Origin of the sequence: Vibrio sp. S234-5, assembly GCF_000960595.1 — a bacterium.
Lineage (GTDB): Bacteria > Pseudomonadota > Gammaproteobacteria > Enterobacterales > Vibrionaceae > Vibrio.
Map to the genome: position 1 here is coordinate 38,334 of NZ_JZAM01000128.1, position 17,591 is coordinate 55,924.

The 17,591-nt window shown below is 52.9% G+C and carries 18 protein-coding genes; 8 read left to right on the forward strand and 10 right to left on the reverse strand.

The genetic code is table 11. The features are described from left to right. The first annotated feature begins 90 nt into the window (after window positions 1–90). The 3 genes from pdhA to UF06_RS04965 are packed head-to-tail and all read left to right on the forward strand — an operon-like array spanning window position 91 to window position 3,300. Entirely contained in the window at window positions 91–1,185 is a 1,095-nt protein-coding gene (gene pdhA, locus UF06_RS04955; RefSeq protein ID WP_045569459.1) for a pyruvate dehydrogenase (acetyl-transferring) E1 component subunit alpha, read from the forward strand. Beyond that, on the forward strand, window positions 1,178–2,161 hold the full coding sequence (locus UF06_RS04960; RefSeq protein ID WP_039436643.1) for an alpha-ketoacid dehydrogenase subunit beta: 984 nt from the start codon (window positions 1,178–1,180) through the stop codon (window positions 2,159–2,161). The genes pdhA and UF06_RS04960 overlap by 8 nt, the downstream gene beginning before the upstream one ends. Next, the gene (locus UF06_RS04965) at window positions 2,158–3,300 is read left to right on the forward strand and encodes a dihydrolipoamide acetyltransferase family protein (RefSeq protein ID WP_045569460.1); all 1,143 of its coding nucleotides are present in this window, start codon (window positions 2,158–2,160) and stop codon (window positions 3,298–3,300) included. Before UF06_RS04960 ends, UF06_RS04965 begins: the two co-directional genes overlap by 4 nt. A gap of 96 nt (window positions 3,301–3,396) precedes the next feature. On the opposite strand, the gene UF06_RS04970 is transcribed toward UF06_RS04965, so the two are convergent. Together UF06_RS04970 and UF06_RS04975 are read right to left on the reverse strand one after the other, a co-directional pair. Beyond that, entirely contained in the window at window positions 3,397–4,341 is a 945-nt protein-coding gene (locus tag UF06_RS04970; RefSeq protein WP_045569461.1) for an FAD-binding protein, read from the reverse strand. Between the two features lie 23 nt (window positions 4,342–4,364). Next, window positions 4,365–5,117, reverse strand: coding sequence for an electron transfer flavoprotein subunit beta/FixA family protein (locus tag UF06_RS04975; protein ID WP_045569462.1), 753 nt, complete (start codon window positions 5,115–5,117; stop codon window positions 4,365–4,367). Between the two features lie 237 nt (window positions 5,118–5,354). Between UF06_RS04975 and UF06_RS04980 the strand changes: the two genes are divergently transcribed. Next, window positions 5,355–7,022: an electron transfer flavoprotein-ubiquinone oxidoreductase gene (locus UF06_RS04980; RefSeq protein WP_045569463.1), complete on the forward strand. Its 1,668-nt coding sequence runs from the start codon at window positions 5,355–5,357 to the stop codon at window positions 7,020–7,022. A 261-nt stretch (window positions 7,023–7,283) separates the two neighbouring features. Then, window positions 7,284–8,006, forward strand: a complete 723-nt coding sequence (locus UF06_RS04985) for a glutamine amidotransferase (protein WP_045569464.1) — start codon at window positions 7,284–7,286, stop codon at window positions 8,004–8,006. 159 nt (window positions 8,007–8,165) lie between these two features. On the opposite strand, the gene UF06_RS04990 is transcribed toward UF06_RS04985, so the two are convergent. The 3 genes from UF06_RS04990 to UF06_RS05000 form a co-directional block, all read right to left on the reverse strand. Then, a complete protein-coding gene (locus UF06_RS04990; protein WP_000312391.1) occupies window positions 8,166–8,480 on the reverse strand; it encodes a multidrug efflux SMR transporter in 315 nt (104 codons plus the stop codon). 144 nt (window positions 8,481–8,624) lie between these two features. After that, window positions 8,625–10,139 (reverse strand): deoxyribodipyrimidine photo-lyase, encoded by a 1,515-nt coding sequence (locus UF06_RS04995; RefSeq protein WP_045569465.1) that lies wholly within the window; start codon window positions 10,137–10,139, stop codon window positions 8,625–8,627. A gap of 90 nt (window positions 10,140–10,229) precedes the next feature. Continuing rightward, window positions 10,230–11,636 carry an MDR family MFS transporter gene (locus UF06_RS05000; RefSeq protein ID WP_045569466.1) on the reverse strand — a complete coding sequence of 469 codons (1,407 nt, stop codon included), beginning with the start codon at window positions 11,634–11,636 and terminating at the stop codon, window positions 10,230–10,232. An 86-nt stretch (window positions 11,637–11,722) separates the two neighbouring features. Here UF06_RS05000 and UF06_RS05005 point away from each other — a divergent pair, with 86 nt between their 5' ends. Next, window positions 11,723–12,673, forward strand: coding sequence for a LysR family transcriptional regulator (locus UF06_RS05005; protein ID WP_045569467.1), 951 nt, complete (start codon window positions 11,723–11,725; stop codon window positions 12,671–12,673). Here the strand turns inward: UF06_RS05005 and UF06_RS23730 are convergent. Beyond that, on the reverse strand, window positions 12,670–12,831 hold the full coding sequence (locus UF06_RS23730; RefSeq protein WP_082069578.1) for a DUF2256 domain-containing protein: 162 nt from the start codon (window positions 12,829–12,831) through the stop codon (window positions 12,670–12,672). The genes UF06_RS05005 and UF06_RS23730 overlap by 4 nt on opposite strands. A gap of 156 nt (window positions 12,832–12,987) precedes the next feature. Here UF06_RS23730 and UF06_RS05010 point away from each other — a divergent pair, with 156 nt between their 5' ends. Together UF06_RS05010 and UF06_RS05015 are read left to right on the forward strand one after the other, a co-directional pair. Next, complete coding sequence (locus UF06_RS05010) at window positions 12,988–13,269, forward strand: PepSY domain-containing protein (protein WP_045569468.1); 282 nt, start codon at window positions 12,988–12,990, stop codon at window positions 13,267–13,269. Continuing rightward, window positions 13,262–13,762 carry a cytochrome b/b6 domain-containing protein gene (locus tag UF06_RS05015; protein ID WP_045569469.1) on the forward strand — a complete coding sequence of 167 codons (501 nt, stop codon included), beginning with the start codon at window positions 13,262–13,264 and terminating at the stop codon, window positions 13,760–13,762. Before UF06_RS05010 ends, UF06_RS05015 begins: the two co-directional genes overlap by 8 nt. 82 nt (window positions 13,763–13,844) lie before the next feature. On the opposite strand, the gene UF06_RS05020 is transcribed toward UF06_RS05015, so the two are convergent. The 4 genes from UF06_RS05020 to UF06_RS05035 are packed head-to-tail and all read right to left on the reverse strand — an operon-like array spanning window position 13,845 to window position 17,574. Then, window positions 13,845–14,603 (reverse strand): SDR family oxidoreductase, encoded by a 759-nt coding sequence (locus tag UF06_RS05020; protein WP_045569470.1) that lies wholly within the window; start codon window positions 14,601–14,603, stop codon window positions 13,845–13,847. A 30-nt stretch (window positions 14,604–14,633) separates the two neighbouring features. Further along, complete coding sequence (gene mmsB, locus UF06_RS05025; RefSeq protein WP_045569471.1) at window positions 14,634–15,539, reverse strand: 3-hydroxyisobutyrate dehydrogenase; 906 nt, start codon at window positions 15,537–15,539, stop codon at window positions 14,634–14,636. A 40-nt stretch (window positions 15,540–15,579) separates the two neighbouring features. Continuing rightward, on the reverse strand, window positions 15,580–16,713 hold the full coding sequence (locus tag UF06_RS05030) for an enoyl-CoA hydratase/isomerase family protein (protein WP_045569472.1): 1,134 nt from the start codon (window positions 16,711–16,713) through the stop codon (window positions 15,580–15,582). A gap of 36 nt (window positions 16,714–16,749) precedes the next feature. Beyond that, window positions 16,750–17,574, reverse strand: coding sequence for an enoyl-CoA hydratase (locus UF06_RS05035; RefSeq protein ID WP_045569473.1), 825 nt, complete (start codon window positions 17,572–17,574; stop codon window positions 16,750–16,752). Window positions 17,575–17,591 lie beyond the last annotated feature (17 nt).

The window sequence follows — 17,591 nt, forward strand, 5'->3', positions numbered from 1 at the left end:
CAACTCTAGATGAAACTTAGCGGTGGCGTTGCTTGTTATGGGCCTCTGTTGGTTGTTTCTTGTGGAAACGACGCATTAAAGGAACGTGAGATGAATGTTCAGGCATTACCCATGCGCAGATTTATCGACCATGCTGGTGAGCTGGTTGCGCCATTGCCCTCTTGGGCTGATATTCCACTTTTGACACAGTTCTACCGCGACATGCTGGTGACACGTGCTTATGACAATAAAGCCGTGGCCTTGCAAAGAACCGGAAAGCTCGGGACATATCCGTCCCACTTGGGCTCGGAAGCGTTTGGGGTCGGCGTCGGCCTTGCTTTACTGCCTTCTGATGTTTTTATTCCTTACTATCGCGACATGCCTGCTATGTGGGTGCGCGGCATCGGTATGGAAAAAAACCTGCAATATTGGGGCGGCGATGAGCGCGGCAGCGACTATGCTCCCACCGAGGGCCAACTGCGCAACCATGATCTGCCATTTTGCGTGCCGATCGCCACGCAATGTACCCATGCGGTCGGCGTTGCGTCTGCGTTAAAAATTGCAGGTGAACACCACGCCGCTCTGGTGACCTGTGGCGACGGTGCGACCTCAAAAGGCGATTTTCTTGAGTCGATCAACTGCGCGGGGGTTTGGCACTTGCCATTGGTTTTTGTGGTCAACAACAACCAGTGGGCAATCTCTGTCCCCCGCCATTTACAATGCGCGGCAGGGCAATTATCCGATAAAGCGATTGGTGCTGGCATTCCCGGTATAACCGTCGACGGTAATGATGTGGTCGCTGTTTACAATGCCGTTAAAACAGCTCTGGATAGAGCTCGCAAAGGCAAAGGTGCCACCTTGATCGAAGCCGTCAGCTATCGCTTAAGTGATCATACCACCGCCGATGATGCCAGCCGTTACCGCAATGCCGATGACTTGCAAAAAGCTTGGCAGTATGAGCCAGTCAAACGCTTGAAAACCTTTTTACTCGCCCAAGGCGCTTGGAGCGAAGAGGAAGATGCCGCTTGGCTCGAAGAGAGCAAAGCGATTGTCGAACAGGCGGTGGAGCGCTACCTCAGCATGACGCCGCAAGCACCGGAAAGTGCCTTTGACTACCTCTACGAGTCTCTACCGACCGAGCTGACCGCGCAGCGAGATCAGTTAATCAATAAAGCAATGCGTATGCAGGGAGGCAAACATGGCTGAAATGACCTTAGTCGAAGCGGTCAACCTCGCGTTGCACCATGAAATGGAGCACGACCCATCGGTAGTGATACTGGGTGAAGATGTCGGCGACAACGGCGGCGTGTTTCGCGCGACCGTCGGCCTCAAACAGAAGTTTGGCTTAAAGCGCGTGATTGACACGCCTCTCGCGGAAGCTCTGATTGGCGGCGTGGCGGTTGGCATGGCAACCCAAGGGCTACGCCCGGTTGCCGAATTCCAGTTTCAAGGATTTGTCTTTCCGGCACTGGAGCACCTGATGTGTCACGCAGCAAGAATGCGCAATCGCACCCGGGGTCGCCTTGCTTGCCCTGCGGTTTTTCGCGCCCCATTTGGCGGTGGTATTCATGCGCCTGAACATCATTCTGAAAGTATCGAAGCGCTGTTTGCGCACATTCCCGGCTTTAAAGTGGTGATTCCCTCTTCGCCGCAGCGCGCCTACGGCCTGCTGCTTGCTGCGATCAGAAGCAACGATCCGGTGATGTTTTTCGAACCCAAACGCATCTACCGCACCGTGAAATCCGAGGTGGTGGACAACGGCGAAGCGCTACCACTGGATACCTGTTTCACCCTGCGCAAAGGGCGAGACTTAACGCTGGTGACGTGGGGCGCTTGCGTAGTGGAGTCACTACAAGCGGCAAGAAGCTTATCGGCTCAAGGCATTGAGGCGGAAGTGATCGATCTGGCCTCCATCAAACCAATCGACATGAACACCATCTTGCGCTCGTTGGAAAAAACCGGACGACTACTGGTGGTGCATGAAGCGTGTCGCAGTGGCGGCGTGGGCGCAGAGCTCATCGCCCGAGTCGCCGAAAGCGCCATGTGTATGCTCAAAGCGCCACCGATGCGCGTCACCGGGTTAGATACGGTGATGCCGTATTACCGCAACGAAGAGTACTTTATGATCCAAGAAGCCGACATCGTGCAAGCCGCGCGTGAGCTAGTGGAGGGGTGGAAATGAAATCTTTTATTTTACCAGACCTTGGCGAAGGCCTCGCCGAATCCGAAATCATCAAATGGCACGTTCGCCCCGGCGATCTAGTGAAAGTCGATCAGATAGTGCTCACGGTGGAAACCGCTAAAGCCACGGTCGATGTGCCCGCCCCTTGGGGAGGCACCATCGTCAGTCGCCACGGCGAAGAGGGGGAAATCGTCAATATCGGCAGCTTGCTGCTGGAAATTGATGAAACCAACTCCACGGCAGTGGCGCAAAATGAACGCCAAAAGCAAGACGCCGCCACGGTCGTCGGCCATGTTTCCCACACTACCCATCAAGTCAACGTCGATGACTTTTGGATCGGTGGTGAACAAGGGGCATCGCCAGAGCCTAGAGTCAGCGCCCTGCCCTCTGCGCGTCTGCTGGCGCAAAAATTGGGCGTAGAGATCAACCAAGTACAAGGCAGCGGCCCGGCGGGTTTGATTGTCGATGCCGATGTTTACGATGAGGCGGGTAAACAACGCCCTGGCACTGAAGTGCTCAAAGGGGCGCGTCGCACTATGGTGGGCACCATGACGGAATCGCACCACAACGTTGCTGCCGTCACCATTACTGAAGAAGCGGTGCTTGCCGATTGGGGGCCGAATGAAGACATCACCACGCGCCTCATCCAAGCGGTGGTGTACGCTTGCCAGCAAGAGCCGGCGCTCAATGCTTGGTTTGACGCCTCAACCATGACGCGCTGCGTGCACCACACCGTCAATGTGGGCATCGCGGTGGACAGCGCACATGGATTATACGTTCCGGTGCTGCGCAATGCTGACGATATTGAACCCAGTGAGATCCGCACTTGGCTGAACGACACCGTCAAAGGAATTCGTCAGCGCAAAATTGGCCGTGAACAGTTACAACACGCCACGATCACCTTGTCAAACTTCGGCGCCATCGCGGGGATTTACGCCACGCCTGTCGTCTCCTTGCCGCAAGTGGCGATCGTCGGTGCTGGGCGCATCATTGAAAAAGTGGTGATTAAGGAGGATAAAGCTTTGGCGGTCAAAGCGATGCCGTTGTCGATCACCTTCGACCACCGCGCGTGTACTGGTGGTGAAGCGGCACGCTTTACCAAAGCGTTAGCGCAGCACTTACAGCGCCCAAGCGTGTAAAGCGCTGATACTGCCCAGCAAAGCAGCAACAAAAAGCCCGGTTGAATGATTCAACCGGGCTTTTTTGCTATTCAGTGATGAGCAGCATTGGACGCACTACAACTGCTCAATAAGCTCGGGCACGAGGGTAAACAGATCCCCGACTAAGCCATAGTCGGCCACCTGGAAAATGGGCGCATCGGCATCACTGTTGATCGCCACAATCACTTTGGAATCTTTCATACCCGCCAAATGTTGGATGGCCCCCGAAATACCCACCGCGATATACAGCTGCGGCGCGACGATTTTGCCCGTTTGCCCGACTTGCAAGTCATTAGACACAAAGCCAGCGTCCACCGCCGCGCGTGAAGCGCCAACCGCTGCGCCCAGTTTATCGGCCAGTTGTTCGACCAACGCAAACTGCGCTTTGCTGCCTAAACCTCGTCCACCGGAAACCACCACCTTAGCCGCGGCCAGCTCAGGGCGAACACTCTCAGCTTTCTCCTGCCGCACAAATTCAGAGGTCTCGGAGAAGATAACCTGATTGATTTCAACCACAGGCGCATCGCCACCGCAGTCGGAGACCGCATCGAACGCCGAGCTGCGAATGGTCATCACTTTGATGGCATCGAGCGATTGCACTTTTGCCAGCACGTTGCCCGCATAGACAGGGCGGATCACCGTATCACTCGATTCAATGGCAATGACGTCGGAAAGCTGTCCGGCATCCAGCAGCGCCGCTACGCGTGGCAGCAGGTTTTTGCCAAAGGTGGTCGCAGGAGCCAGGATATGAGAATAATCTGCCGCCAATTTAGCAATCAGCTCGGCGCTATTTTCGGCCAACGCATGTTGATAAACACTGTGCTGCGCGAGCAAAACTTGCGTCACCCCATCAAACTGACGCAGCGTGTTCGCCACGGCTTCACATTCGTGCCCCATAACCAGCACACTCACCTCACCGCCAAGCGATTGCGCCGCCTTTAGTGTGCGTAACGTATCGCTCGCCAAGGTATGCTGGTTGTGCTCTGCAATCACTAATGTCGATACTGGTTTGTCGTTCATTTTTTCCTCCTTGAATGCAGGGCTTAACTCAGCACTTTGGCTTCATTTTTGAGCTTATCCACCAGCTCAGTGACGCTGGACAGGATCACTCCCGCTTGCCGCTGCGGTGGCGGTTGCAGTTGCAACGTTTGGTGATGTGTTTTGAGCGATACGCCAAGTGCCTGCGGCGTGGTGACATCCAGAGGTTTACGTTTGGCTTTCATAATATTGGGCAAAGAGGCATATCGCGGCTCGTTCAAACGTAAATCGGTGCTGATAATCGCAGGCAATTGCAGCTTCAAGGTTTCCAAACCGCCATCGATTTCCCGTGTAACCAACACGCTCTCGCCTTGCATTTCGATTTTTGAGGCGAACGTTCCTTGAGGTCGGCGCGCAAGCGCAGCCAGCATCTGCGCAACTTGGTTGTTATCGCTGTCAATCGATTGTTTGCCAAGCAGCACCAGCCCCGGCGTTTCAGTTTTCATCACCGCATGCAGTAACTTCGCCACATTGAGCGGCTCAAGTTCAGAGGCAGTTTCAACGTGGATCGCGCGATCAGCCCCCAGCGCTAAGGCCGCACGTAACTGCTCTTGGCAACTGGCGTCGCCCAAAGAAACCACCACCACTTCTTCTGCCACACCCGCTTCGCGCAGACGTATCGCCTCTTCCACGGCGATTTCACAAAAAGGGTTCATGGACATTTTGACGTTGTTCGTTTCTACGCCTGAACCATCACTTTTAATTCTGACTTTTACGTAAGCGTCAATCACACGTTTTACCGCGACTAAGACTTTCACATTGCCTCCTTACCAAATGGGGATGCGGTAGAATCAAAATCGACTGCTTGCACGTGAGTGTGACTAACTCCAGCGCTGCTTGGGGGCAGCCTGATGGGTAGCTTACTGTTTAATCACACATTCCATACCGTTTTGACTACCAAGTTTGCATTACCTTTTGAGCTTAGTTTAGTTTACGTTTACGTCAACTGGACTATATTTAAAGCACGAATGAAAACGTAACGATGAGTTGACGACATGGAAAGAGAAACAATGGAATTTGATGTAGTGATTGTCGGTGCTGGCCCCGCCGGGCTCTCGGCTGCGTGCAAGTTGGCACAGCTTAGCCAGCAACATCAAACCAATATGAGTATCTGCGTCGTGGAGAAAGGCTCGCAAGTGGGCGCGCATATTCTCTCTGGCGCGCTGTTTGAAACCACCGCTTTGGACGAGTTGTTTCCGCACTGGCAGAAGATGGATGCTCCGCTGAAAACGACAGTGAAAAGCGACGATTTCCTCTATCTGGCAACCGAACATAATCACATTCGCCTGCCTCATTTTCTCACGCCCAAAACCATGCATAACGCCAGTAGCAATTATGTAATTAGTCTGGCCGAACTCTGTCGCTGGCTAGCCAGCCAAGCCGAACAGTTGGGGGTGGAAATCTTCCCCGGGTTTGCCGCCGCCTCGGTCAACTACGATGACAACGGTGCTGTCATCGGCGTCGTCACTTCTGACATGGGACGAGACAAGCAAGGCGAGCCCAAAGCCAATTTTGAACCCGGCATCGCACTAAACGCCAAGTATACCCTGTTCGCCGAAGGCGCACGCGGCCATCTCGGCAAAGATTTAATTCAGCACTTTGATCTCGATAAAGACAAACAGCCACAGCACTACGCGCTCGGCATCAAAGAGATCTGGCAACTGGCAGATGTTCATCCCCATTATCAAGCCGGCAATGTCCTGCATGGGCTTGGCTGGCCACTGAATGAAACCCATACCACTGGTGGCAGCTTTTTGTACCACTTGGATAACCACCAAATTGCGGTTGGCCTTATCACCGACCTCTCTTATCACAACCCGTACCTAAGCCCGTTTGATGAATTTCAACGCCTCAAACATCATCCAGCGATCAGCAAATATCTGCTTGGCGGACAGCGCATTGCGTATGGTGCGCGGGCTATCGCCAAAGGGGGGCTCTACTCGCTACCGAAGCAGCAGTTCCCCGGCGGACTATTGATTGGCTGTGATGCCGGTACGCTCAATTTTGCCAAGATCAAAGGTTGCCACAGCGCCATGAAATCAGGCCTGTTGGCAGCTCAAGCGGTATTTGACTGTGTGCAAGCGGGCAAAAGCCACAGCGAACCGGACTACGACAGCCTGTTTCGCGCCTCTTGGCTGTATCGCGAGCTGGAAAATGCGCAAAACTTCTGCGCCACCATCCACCGCTACGGTAATGTGGCTGGTGGGATTATCAACAGCTTTGAGCAAAATGTATGGGTTCCGCTCTTTAAGCGCCCTGCTCCGTGGGAGATGGAAGCGCCTCATCATGACCACCTGCGTTTGCTCGATATCAGCCATTGTGAGCCTATCGCCTACCCGAAACCCGATGGCGTGCTGAGTTTTGACAAACCTTCTTCGGTCTACCTTTCTGGTGCGCGACATGAAGAAAATCAACCGTGCCATTTGCGCTTGGCCGATGCATCGATTCCGATCCAAGTACACTTGGAAAAATTTGCCGAGCCTGCCCAACGCTACTGCCCAGCGGGGGTGTATGAAGTGGTTCAAGTGGATGGAGAAAGCCGGTTTCAGATCAACGCCGCGAACTGCGTGCACTGTAAAACCTGCGACATTAAAGACCCATCGCAAAATATTACTTGGGTCCCACCCGAAGGCGGCGGCGGGCCAAACTACAGCAATATGTAGCCGCCCTTCACATAGAAAGTCAGCGAACCACGCTTCGCTGGTTTTCTACTTGCTTTGGCTTTCTATTTGCTTTGTTGTTGCTTGGTTTTTTCAGGCTTAAAACGCCAGCCATAATTGGTAAATCGTCACGATTGAGTAAGCCAATTGCCAACAAATATCCGTTGCACAGCCTGGGGGATTTATCTAGATTAAGACGCCATGCAGCAGGCACAACCGCACTGATACGGTCAGCTCTCACAAATCTCAGTCGTAAGGAAGCGTATGAAAACACTACTCATCGTCAATGTTGGTCAGGCACCACAAGCTCAATTGGAAAAATTCGGGGATTTTGAAGAGTGGGCACTGCGCGCTATTCGCGAGCAAGGCGTACATCAGCACGACATTCACATCGAGTTTCATGACGGAGTTTCTTACCCTCTACCAGATTTCCACTCACTGGCGGGGGGGATCATCATGGGTTCGCTGGCGATGGCTTCCGAGAAAAAACCATGGATGCTGCGTTTGTCTGACGAAATTGTCCAGTTGGTTGAGCGAAAGATTCCGCTGCTCGGGATCTGTTTTGGACATCAGTTGATCGCACAGGCGCTCGGTGGCGTAGTCGGCTATCATCCACACGGTTTGGAGATAGGCACCATAGCAATCACCAAGCAACCTGCGGCGAACGACGATGCCATTTTCGCCCACCTGCCAGCGCAATTTGACGCGCACGCAGTCCATTACCAATCGGTGCTGAAGCTGCCTGAAAACGCCGTTCTTTTAGCTCGCAGCGACTTTGAACCCCATCACGCTTACCGTGTCGGCAGCGCCTGTTGGGGCGTGCAGTTTCACCCTGAGTTCACGCCGAAAATCATGCAGATGTCACTGGATAACCTCAAGCACGAGTTTGAAGATGAGTACCCGGTGAAAAGCGCTCAAGTCCGCGAAACCGAGCACGCCAAACAGGTTCTGCTGCAATTTGCTCAGATCTGTTGTCAGGCGCAGTAAACATCATTTTTTATGACGAAGCTACTCAGGATAAATCCATAGATCAAATGCAAAAGGGGCTCTTTGCCCCTTTGCGAAAACATTAAATAGCACAGTTACGGACGTAACCGTGCTATTACTCAGATTGAATTGCGATTGTTCGTCGTTACATCACGTATGCTAGGAAGCCAGTTTGAGCCCGGCGATACCGATAACGATTAAGGCTAAGCTCATCAGTTTAAACAAGCTCACCGCTTCCCCAAATAGCAAGATCCCCATGACTGCGGTGCCTACTGCGCCAATTCCCACCCAAATGCCGTAAGCCACGCCAAGAGGTAGAGTGCGCAACGCGATCCCGAGTAACACAAAACTAATGACCAGCGCCGATAAGGTAGCGACAGAAGCCAGCGGTTTGCTAAAACCTTCACTGTATTTGAGGCCAATAGCCCAAGCGATTTCACAAATACCGGCGAGAAAGAGGATTAACCACGCCATATATACACCTCATATATGGGGTCGTCCCCGAAGAAAAGATGGAGCGGTGAGGTCGTCCCCACTTCCTGATGTGCCGCTAGACTAGCAAAGCTTACGGGTCTTGGCTAGCTTGGCTTGGCGCGATGCAAAACTCGCAAAGCCGTGTTAATCCATCTCCGGTTGACGCTTGTTGGGTTGGCGCGGTGAAGTTCTCGGTTTAGCTTGCCGCACATGGCGCGCGAGGATACGCATCGCTTCGGCTTGCACCGCAGGCAGTTTCTGCCACTGCCATAAGCGATCCCGCGCTTGCTTGGCACTGGCTTCCAAATCCATCACAGGGTTGAGATAAGGGCTCTCAAGCGGAACTTGATACATCTGCGCTTCAAGCGGTGTCATCAGCCAGGGTTCAAAGAGCAGCGGGACGGGCACTTGCGCCAACTCTGGCACCCATTTGTGAATAAACTGCCCTTCACTGTCATGCTCTTGTGCTTGCTTGGTCGGGTTATAAATGCGGATAGTATTGGTACCCGTTACCCCTGCTTGCATTTGAAACTGCGGGTAATGAATGCCCGGTTCAAAATCGAGGAACAGTTGCGCCAAATAAGTCACGCCCGCTCGCCAATCCACATTCATATGATGAGTTAACACGCTCACCAACATCGCGCGCATACGAAAGTTGAGGTATCCGGTTTGAATTAAGCAGCGCATACAGGCATCGACCAGTGGAATGCCGGTGTGCCCAGTTTGCCAAGCCGCTAACTGCACGGCGGGGGCATCGCTTGATTGCTGTAAGAGTGAGTCATAAGCGCGGTTGACGCAGCGAAACTCCATCTCACATTCTGATTCAAATTTTTGGATAAAGTGACAGTGCCAATGCAGACGCGATGACAGCGCAATCAGGCTGCGGCGAAATCCCGCTACCGACCAGTGTTGGAGCAAGGTTTGATACATCTCCCGCAGTGAGATATTCCCCCACGCAAGATAAGGCGACATCCGCGAGCATGCGTTGCGCGCTAAGCTCGGACTTGAAATGGAGCGGTAATACTCTCGCCCTCGACGCGCGAAAAAATCCTCCAGCGTCGCCCACGCCATATCACTGCCGCCAGTTTGCATGCCCGCTTGTTTACTCTGCCATGTGGCAGGGATATCGCTGCGCAAACCAAGCGTTGCGCCATCCAGCTTCAACCAATTGGCGCGTGTTAAATCAGGATCGCGGCAAGGGGAGCGCATCACTTGCTGCCAATGTTCATCCCAATTTTTACGGGTTTGCGCCCCGCGGATCACGGCGGCATAAGGACATTCATGCCAGACGATGTGGTGTTGCTGGCACCACTGCGCCAGCGCAAGATCGCGCCGAAAAGTGCAAGCTAAACCGACTTCTTGATGAGAGTAAATCGCCTCAATGGCGTAGCGCTCAGCAATACGCGAGAAGCAGGTTTGCCAATCGGATGTGACGATCAACACCTCCCCTTTGCTCTGCGCCAAATCACGATTGATGGCTTGCAATGATTGCCACACAAAACGCCAGTGTCGTTCGCTGTAATGCGCATCGCCAAGCAGCATTGGCTCAAACAGATAGAGTAGTAATGTCGGTCGCCCCGAAGCTAATGCCGCTTGTAATGGCGCGTGGTCGGTCAGCCTTAGGTCACGCTTGAGCCACACCAGATTGATCTTTTCCATGCTCTTTCCTTGCTTTTGATGCCGCTTTTACGCAAGGAAAGCAGCAAAAGATCGCTGCTGTGTTCCACTTAAGCCAGAAGTTGGCGGATTTTAGTCTCCTTTCAGCGCATCTTTACGTAAACGCCAAGCGGTCAGTACCATCGCTACAACCGCCAACGCACTCATGCCGATGTACACCAAACTAAAACCTTGGGCAAGCACGTCAGGCGTTACTGATGAGGCTTGGCTGCCGTGCTCACTCACCGTGACACTTTGCGGCACACGCAGATAAAACAGCGCAGAACAGAACGCCACCCCGAGCGCACCGCCAAGCTCACGACCAAAGTTAAACAGTGACATGCCAATACCCCGATCACGAGCAGGCAACACACTCTGTACCACCACATTAAGAGAAGGCAGAGTGAAACCAAGCCCAAGGCCGCCAATACCTAGCGAGAGATGAACCCACAAATCGTAGTGAATCTGCCAGATGGCGACGGCAGCAAGCAGAAAACCGCTCACCACCAGCGCTTTGTATCGCCCTGATCGAGCCACCCATTTGCCACCAAGATAAGCCCCGATGGTGATACTGAACATGAAAATCACCATCACGGTGCCACTTTGCGACGGTGAAAAGCCTTTCTGCCACTGCAATTGCAGCGGCATATAAACCAAAAGCGCGAACATCAACATTTGTGAGGCCATGATTAGACCAATCGCGGTCAGGTAACTGGGTAAACGTGCCAAACGAGCAGGCAAAATCGGGTCACTCACCTGTCTTTCAACCAGGATTAACAGCACCAAGCAGAGTAACAGAGCAAAGGCGCCCCACCCCGCAGGCAAAAAGGAGTGTGAGGAAAGTTGAAGCAGCAACAAGGTGGTGGTGAGCATTAAAAGCCCAGCGCCCAGCCAGTCAAATCGACTGTGACGTTTTTGGTTAAGGTGTTTGAGATGGCGGTTAACCATATACAGAGCCACTATTCCCAGCGGTAAATTAATGCCAAACACCCAGCGCCAACTGAGATGGTCGGCAAAATAGCCGCCAAGCAAAGGGCCTGCGACACTGGAAACCGCATACACCGCTGAGATATAGCCTTGGTATTTACCGACTTCACGCGCCGGAATGGAATCGGCAATCACGGTGAACGCCAAAGCAATCAAACCGCCGCCGCCAATTCCCTGCACCACTCGCGCCCCAATCAGGGTTGGTAAGTCAACGGCAAAAGTACACAGGGCTGAGCCAACAATAAAAATACCGATGCTGATATTGAGCATGCGTACACGGCCAAACAGATCGCTCAATTTGCCATACACAGGCAATACGGCTGTGCCGGCGAGTAAGTAGGCGGTGATCACCCAAGTTAAGGCGCTTCCCGCCGAGAGATCTTGCCCAATCAAGGCCAGCGGTGTGGTCACGATGCTTTTTTCTAGTGAACCAAGGGCAATCACTAGCGCAACGCTAGCAAAAATAATTCGCGGATGAGGGGCATCGGCAGCGGGAATAGGATCGGAATGCATGAGCTCTCTTTCAAGATAAAGTCAAAGGGAATGGTTCGGCTGTGGCACAAGATAACCAAATCACAGCCATCCGAAAATAGGATAGAATGGGATGCGAAATTGCAAAAATGGGATTAAGCATGAAACTTGATGATTTGGCGCTATTTTTAACCGTGGTGCGCTGTGGCAGTTTTGCGTTAGCGGCGAAACAGAAATCGATGTCCACCAGCACATTGAGCCGCCGTATTCAGCAACTTGAACAAGATACGGGCAGCATTTTGCTGATCCGCAACAGTAAAGAGTTGGTACTGACCAAAGAAGGTGAACAGCTATTTCACAGCTACGCCGAGCTGTTTGCTCAAATAGAGCGCAAACAAGAAGAGGTCGAGCAAGCAAAACGAGATTACCGCGGCGAAATTGCGATAAGTGCCCCCGTGTTACCTCTGCGTCACCAATTAACCCCTTTGGCGCTGGAGTTTGCCGATCTGCATCCGAATGTCACACTGCGCATGCAAGTTGGCTCAGGGCTCGACTATTTCAGCCAACGGGATCTGGATATTGCGCTGCGTTTTGGCCCACAGCCGGAGTCCGACTGGGTAGCGCGTAAACTGGCGCGTAACCCTTCCGTACTCTGTGCCAGTGCTGAACTTGCTGCCAAACTAGGCACAGTAACGCCAGCCTTAGCGCATCCCGAGCAGTTAAAAGAGCATCCCCTACTCAGTCTCAACCATAAGCTGCCGTGGATTTTTCATCACCACAGCGTTGCGCAAAAAGTGCAATTTATTCCGACGGCGCGTTTGTGCTCCGACGAACTGGATACGATAGTGCAAGCCACCTTGCAAGGCATGGGCATCGCCCGCTTACCAAGAGGATTAATGGAGCCACTCCTGCGTAGCGGTCAGCTCATCGAGCTGCTCCCCGAGTGGGAAATTGAAGGCGCAGATGTGTATCTGCTCCATCCGCAGCGCCGTTTTTTACCTGAGCGCACTCAAGCCCTGATTGATTACATCATGACGCACTGGTCACGAGTGGCATTCAGTTATTGGCATCAGCCTTAAGCAGCGCCGAGCGACTGCGATGAACGATGACGCCGACAGCGCTCCGAACAATATTTGACTTCATCCCAACACTGCTGCCATTTTTTACGCCAAGCAAAAGGGCGCTGACAGACAGGACAGATTTTCTGCGCCAAATAGGCTTTTTTATGCGAAACCACGTTATACCTTGTTATTTGTTAACCGATAAATCAGCAAGGTATACGTGGTTTGGTAGGGGTGGGTTTAAAGATTTTTCCGCCGCCCTAACTCTTAAGTGACTCTTAAGCTTCGCTCAATACGATTCATCCTGTAGACACCCCAAAAAGGACTGAATCATGAAAAAAATACTTCTACTGACGACAACAGCTCTTCTTTCACTTGGCAGCGCATTCAACGCTTTGGCGGATCCGCAATGTACAAAAGAGCCGGAATCTCAATGGATTAATTTTGAGCAAGCAAAGACCCAAGTTGAAGCAATGGGTTACAAAATCAAAGTCTTTAAGAAAACCAAGACCAGTTGCTACGAGCTTTATGGCTATAACAAAGACAACAAGCGCGTAGAGATCTACTTTAACCCAACCGACATGAGTAAAGTGAAGGAAGAAATGGATGACTAATACGTTCAAATGGGACTGGGTTGTGCGAGCAACCCATTGGATGGTCGCGCTGCTTTTCTTTGCCAATTTCTTTGCTTTAGAAGAGGGGAGCGATCTGCATAAGTGGGCGGGATACCTAATCCTGCTCAGTGTCGCTATCCGGCTGCTTTGGGGACTGGTGGTGCAATCGCCGGCACGATTGAGTCGTTTCCGCCCTTCCCCATCAGCGGCAGTGTCGCACCTGAAAGAGGTGCTGAGTGAACGGCAAGATAAACACCTTGGTCACAATCCTGCGGGCGCGGTGATGATATGGCTATTGTGGGGATTGATCATCGCAACGGGAGTGAGCGGCTGGTTAATGGTTAGTGATATGTTTTGGGGTGAAGAGTGGCTGGAAGAGACGCACGAAGTGCTCGCCAATCTCACTTTCATCGCCGTTGCCGTGCATCTCTCCGCAGTAATTCTAATGAGTAAATGGAACCGAAAAAATTATATTCAGTCCATGTTGCCCTAGGAGCAATAAGTCAGTGCACTGGCGTGAAACAAGATCAGCAAAGCCCAAACTCGACAGACTTTGCTGATCAACGGCGAGAGCGCTACATGCGGATCCCACCATCAACCTCCAGCACTCGGCCAGTGATGTAGTCGTTTTCTAAAATGAATTTGACTGTGTGCGCAATTTCGCTCGCTTCGCCCATGCGCCCGACGGGGATCATTTTTTCCAAACGGGCGATGGCTTCCGGCTTCATTTGATCCGCCATGGCGGTGTGAATCACTCCCGGCGCAATCGCCGCTGCGCGAATGCCATAGCGCGCCAACTCTTTTGCCCAAGTGGTGGCCAGCGTCGCAACGGCGGCTTTTGACGCCGAATAGTTGCTTTGGCCGATATTTCCCGCGCGGGAAACACTGGAAATATTAATAATCACCCCTTTGCGGCCTGTTTCGATCATCTTCACCGCCGCTTCTCGCCCGCAGAGAAAAGTGCCCGTCAAATTGACGTTAATCACCGAATTAAACTGCTCAAGCGACATTTTACTGACTTGCCCGTCACTCACTTTGACCAGCATGCCATCACGCAAAATGCCTGCGTTGTTCACTAAGCCATCTAGCTGACCAAAATCACGCACAATGTCGTCAAACGCTTGCTCAACTTCGGCTTCATCGGTCACATTCATTTTGTAGATCAAAGCCTTGGTACCCAGCATATGGCACTGCTCTTGGGTGTGGCGCAGCCCTTCTTCATTGAGATCAAGCAGCGCCAGTTCCGCCCCTGCATGCGCTAGCGTCACCGCCATCATCTGCCCAAGCCCCTGCCCTGCGCCCGTTATCGCAATCACACTCTCTTTTAAGTTCATCTTTCCTCTCCTGGTGTTGATTAAGGCGCATCAGCGCGTTTGTTTGGCGTAAAACTGAAACAGACTGGAGAAATCCAACTCGCCGTTACCAGCAGCATTATGAAAAGCGAACAGGTTGCGCGCCAAAGCGCCCATTGGTACGGAGGAGTGACTTTGAGAGGCGGCATCCAGTCCCAAACCGAGATCTTTCACCATCAAGCGACTGGTAAAGCCGGGTTGATACTGCTTGCTCGCGGGCGCGTTTTCCATCACGCCGGGGCATGGATTGTAGAGCTCTAACGCCCAGTTGCGACCGGAGCTTTGCAGCATGATGTTGGACAGCACTTTGGGATCGAGACCGTTATCTATTCCCAAACTCAGCGCTTCACAAGTTCCAGACATCAAAATACCCAGCATCAGGTTGTTACAGATTTTCGCCATTTGCCCGTCGCCTGCACCGCCAGCGTGAAAGATATTTTTGCCCATGTGCTGAAGAATGGTTTGCGCCTTGTCAAACGCCGCTTGCGTGCCACCAACGATGAAGGTGAGCGTCCCCGCCTGCGCGCCTGCCACACCACCGGAAACTGGCGCGTCGACAAATTCCAGCCCCTGCTTTTGCGCCTCGGCGGCCACCGTTTTTGCCGATTGGGGATCGATGGTGGAGGAGTCAATCAGCAGCGTTTTTGGCGCAAGCAAAGTGAGCAGCCCAGCATTGCCTTGATGATCACCCAGATAAACCGAGCGAACGTGCTCGCCAGCAGGCAACATGGTGATCACCGTGTCTACGCCCTGCACTGCTTGCTCGATAGACTCGCACGTGGTTGCGCCCAGTTCAGCCAGTGTTGCCATCGCCGCTTGATTGAGGTCGAACACGCGCAGCGTGCAACCCGCTTTGATTAAGTTCGCCGCCATCGGCGAGCCCATATTGCCAAGACCAATAAATGCCACTTGGTTCATGTGACTCCTCCTAACTCTTTATGGTTGATTTTTCACAGGCTCAAAGGCCATGTTTGCCTAAACTGACCAACGGGTGCGCTTGCTCTGGCCACAGTGAAGTAAACAAAGCATCAATCACGCTGCTATCGACATCGGCAACATTGTTGAACAGCCAGTTTGTCTGGCCGTCTTTATCGATTAGCCTCGCTCGTACTCCTTCACGAAACTCGCCAAGTAAGCCACATTGCACTGAGACGCCAAGCTCCAAACGGAAACAGTCGGCTAATGACAGCTCGCTGTAGTGCGTCATCTGTCGGTGACAAATGTGCGCGCTAATGGCGCTGCCCTCTGCCAAGTTCTGCTTGGCGCGATCAAGCCAAGGGCTGGAAGGTAACGTCATAACAGCTTGCACCGCGCTTTGCAGCTCGTCTTGCAAGCAGGCCTGTTGAATTGCATCAAAATGCGGCATCAACTGTTGCACTGGTCGCTGGTCATCAGCCTGCTGAGCGAGATTTTCCAGTAGCTCAGTGACCACTTCGTAATGATCTTCGGCGGTAGACCAAGAGGCATGCTGCAACTGTTCCAGCAAGCCATCGCGCTCTTTGGCGAGCAGCAGATGATCGGCAAAGTGGACAGACAATGCGTCACTGGCATTAACCATCACTCCAGTCAAACCGAGAAACAGCCCGATGCCCGGCTCAAGACGGTTGAGAAACCATGTCGCACCGACATCCGGGTAAAGCCCAATGCTGATTTCCGGCATCGCCAAACGCGACTCTGGTGTCACCACTTTGTGGCTGGTGCCCATGAAAAGCCCCATGCCACCGCCCATGACAATGCCTCGTCCCCAACCGATGATCGGCTTAGTGTAGGTGTGAATCAGATAGTCGCAGCGATACTCCAAGGTGAAATAATCTGTGAGAAAGCGCGAAATGGACGCCTTCGGCTCACTTTCCATCACTTGGTACATGGCGCGCACATCGCCGCCTGCACAAAACGCTTTCTCGCCCGCGCCTTCGAGAAACACGCACACGATGCTGTCGTCTTCATGCCAGCGTTCTAGCTGTTGGTTCAGTTGCTCCAACATAGGGTAAGTCAGGGCATTGAGCGATGCGGTATTGTCGAGCGTTGCGATGGCGATTTTGCACTCGCCTTCACTGCAAGGTCGCTCGGTAAAAATAACTTGGCCTGTCATAGTGCCTCCTTGGGTTTACACACTCCCCGGCGCAGCTCAGCGGTTTTTCCATACGGGTGGACGCTTTTGCAAAAATGCCTGCACGCCTTCGGTCTGATCTTCAGTATCGAACAGATCAAGAAAGTATTCGCGCTCTTTAATCAGCCCCTGAGCCATCGGCGCAAAACGCGTTTGCTGGATGAGTTTTTTGCACGCGGCCACAGCAGAGGGCGACTGATTGGCGACCGATTCAGCCATCGCAATCGCACGATTGAGCGCGTCACCTTTAGCAACCACCTCTTCGACTAAACCAATCTGCTGCGCTTTGGCAGCGCTGAGCTGTTCGCCGCACAAAATCACCCGCTTAGCCCACCCTTCGCCCACCAAAGCGGTCAGATTTTGCGTCCCGCCCGCACAGGGCAGCAAGCCCACTTTGGCTTCAGGCAGTGCCATCACCGCTTGCTCTTCAGCAATACGAATGTCACAGGCGAGCGCCGCCTCAAGGCCACCGCCCATGGCGTATCCGTTGATGGCCGCAATCGACACGCCACGAAATGCCGACAAGGTTTCAAACGCCTGACCAAACAGGCGCGCCATTTTCAGCGCGCGCGCTTTATCGCCATCGGCAAACAGCTTGAGATCCGCGCCAGCCGAGAAAAACTTCTCCCCTTTTCCCGTTAGCACTAAGGCATATACTTCATTATTGAGGTTGAGTGACTGCACGAGGGTTTTGAGCTGCTGCAAACTTTGCTCGGTCCAAGTATTGGCGGGCGGATTGTTCATCGTCACCACCGCCACATGGTGATGGAGATGAAAGCCAATCGCCGCTTCTGCCGCAGCATCCGGTGCGGCCGATTGGGGTGAATATTTTTCTGAAGTCATCACAATTCCTTAGCAAA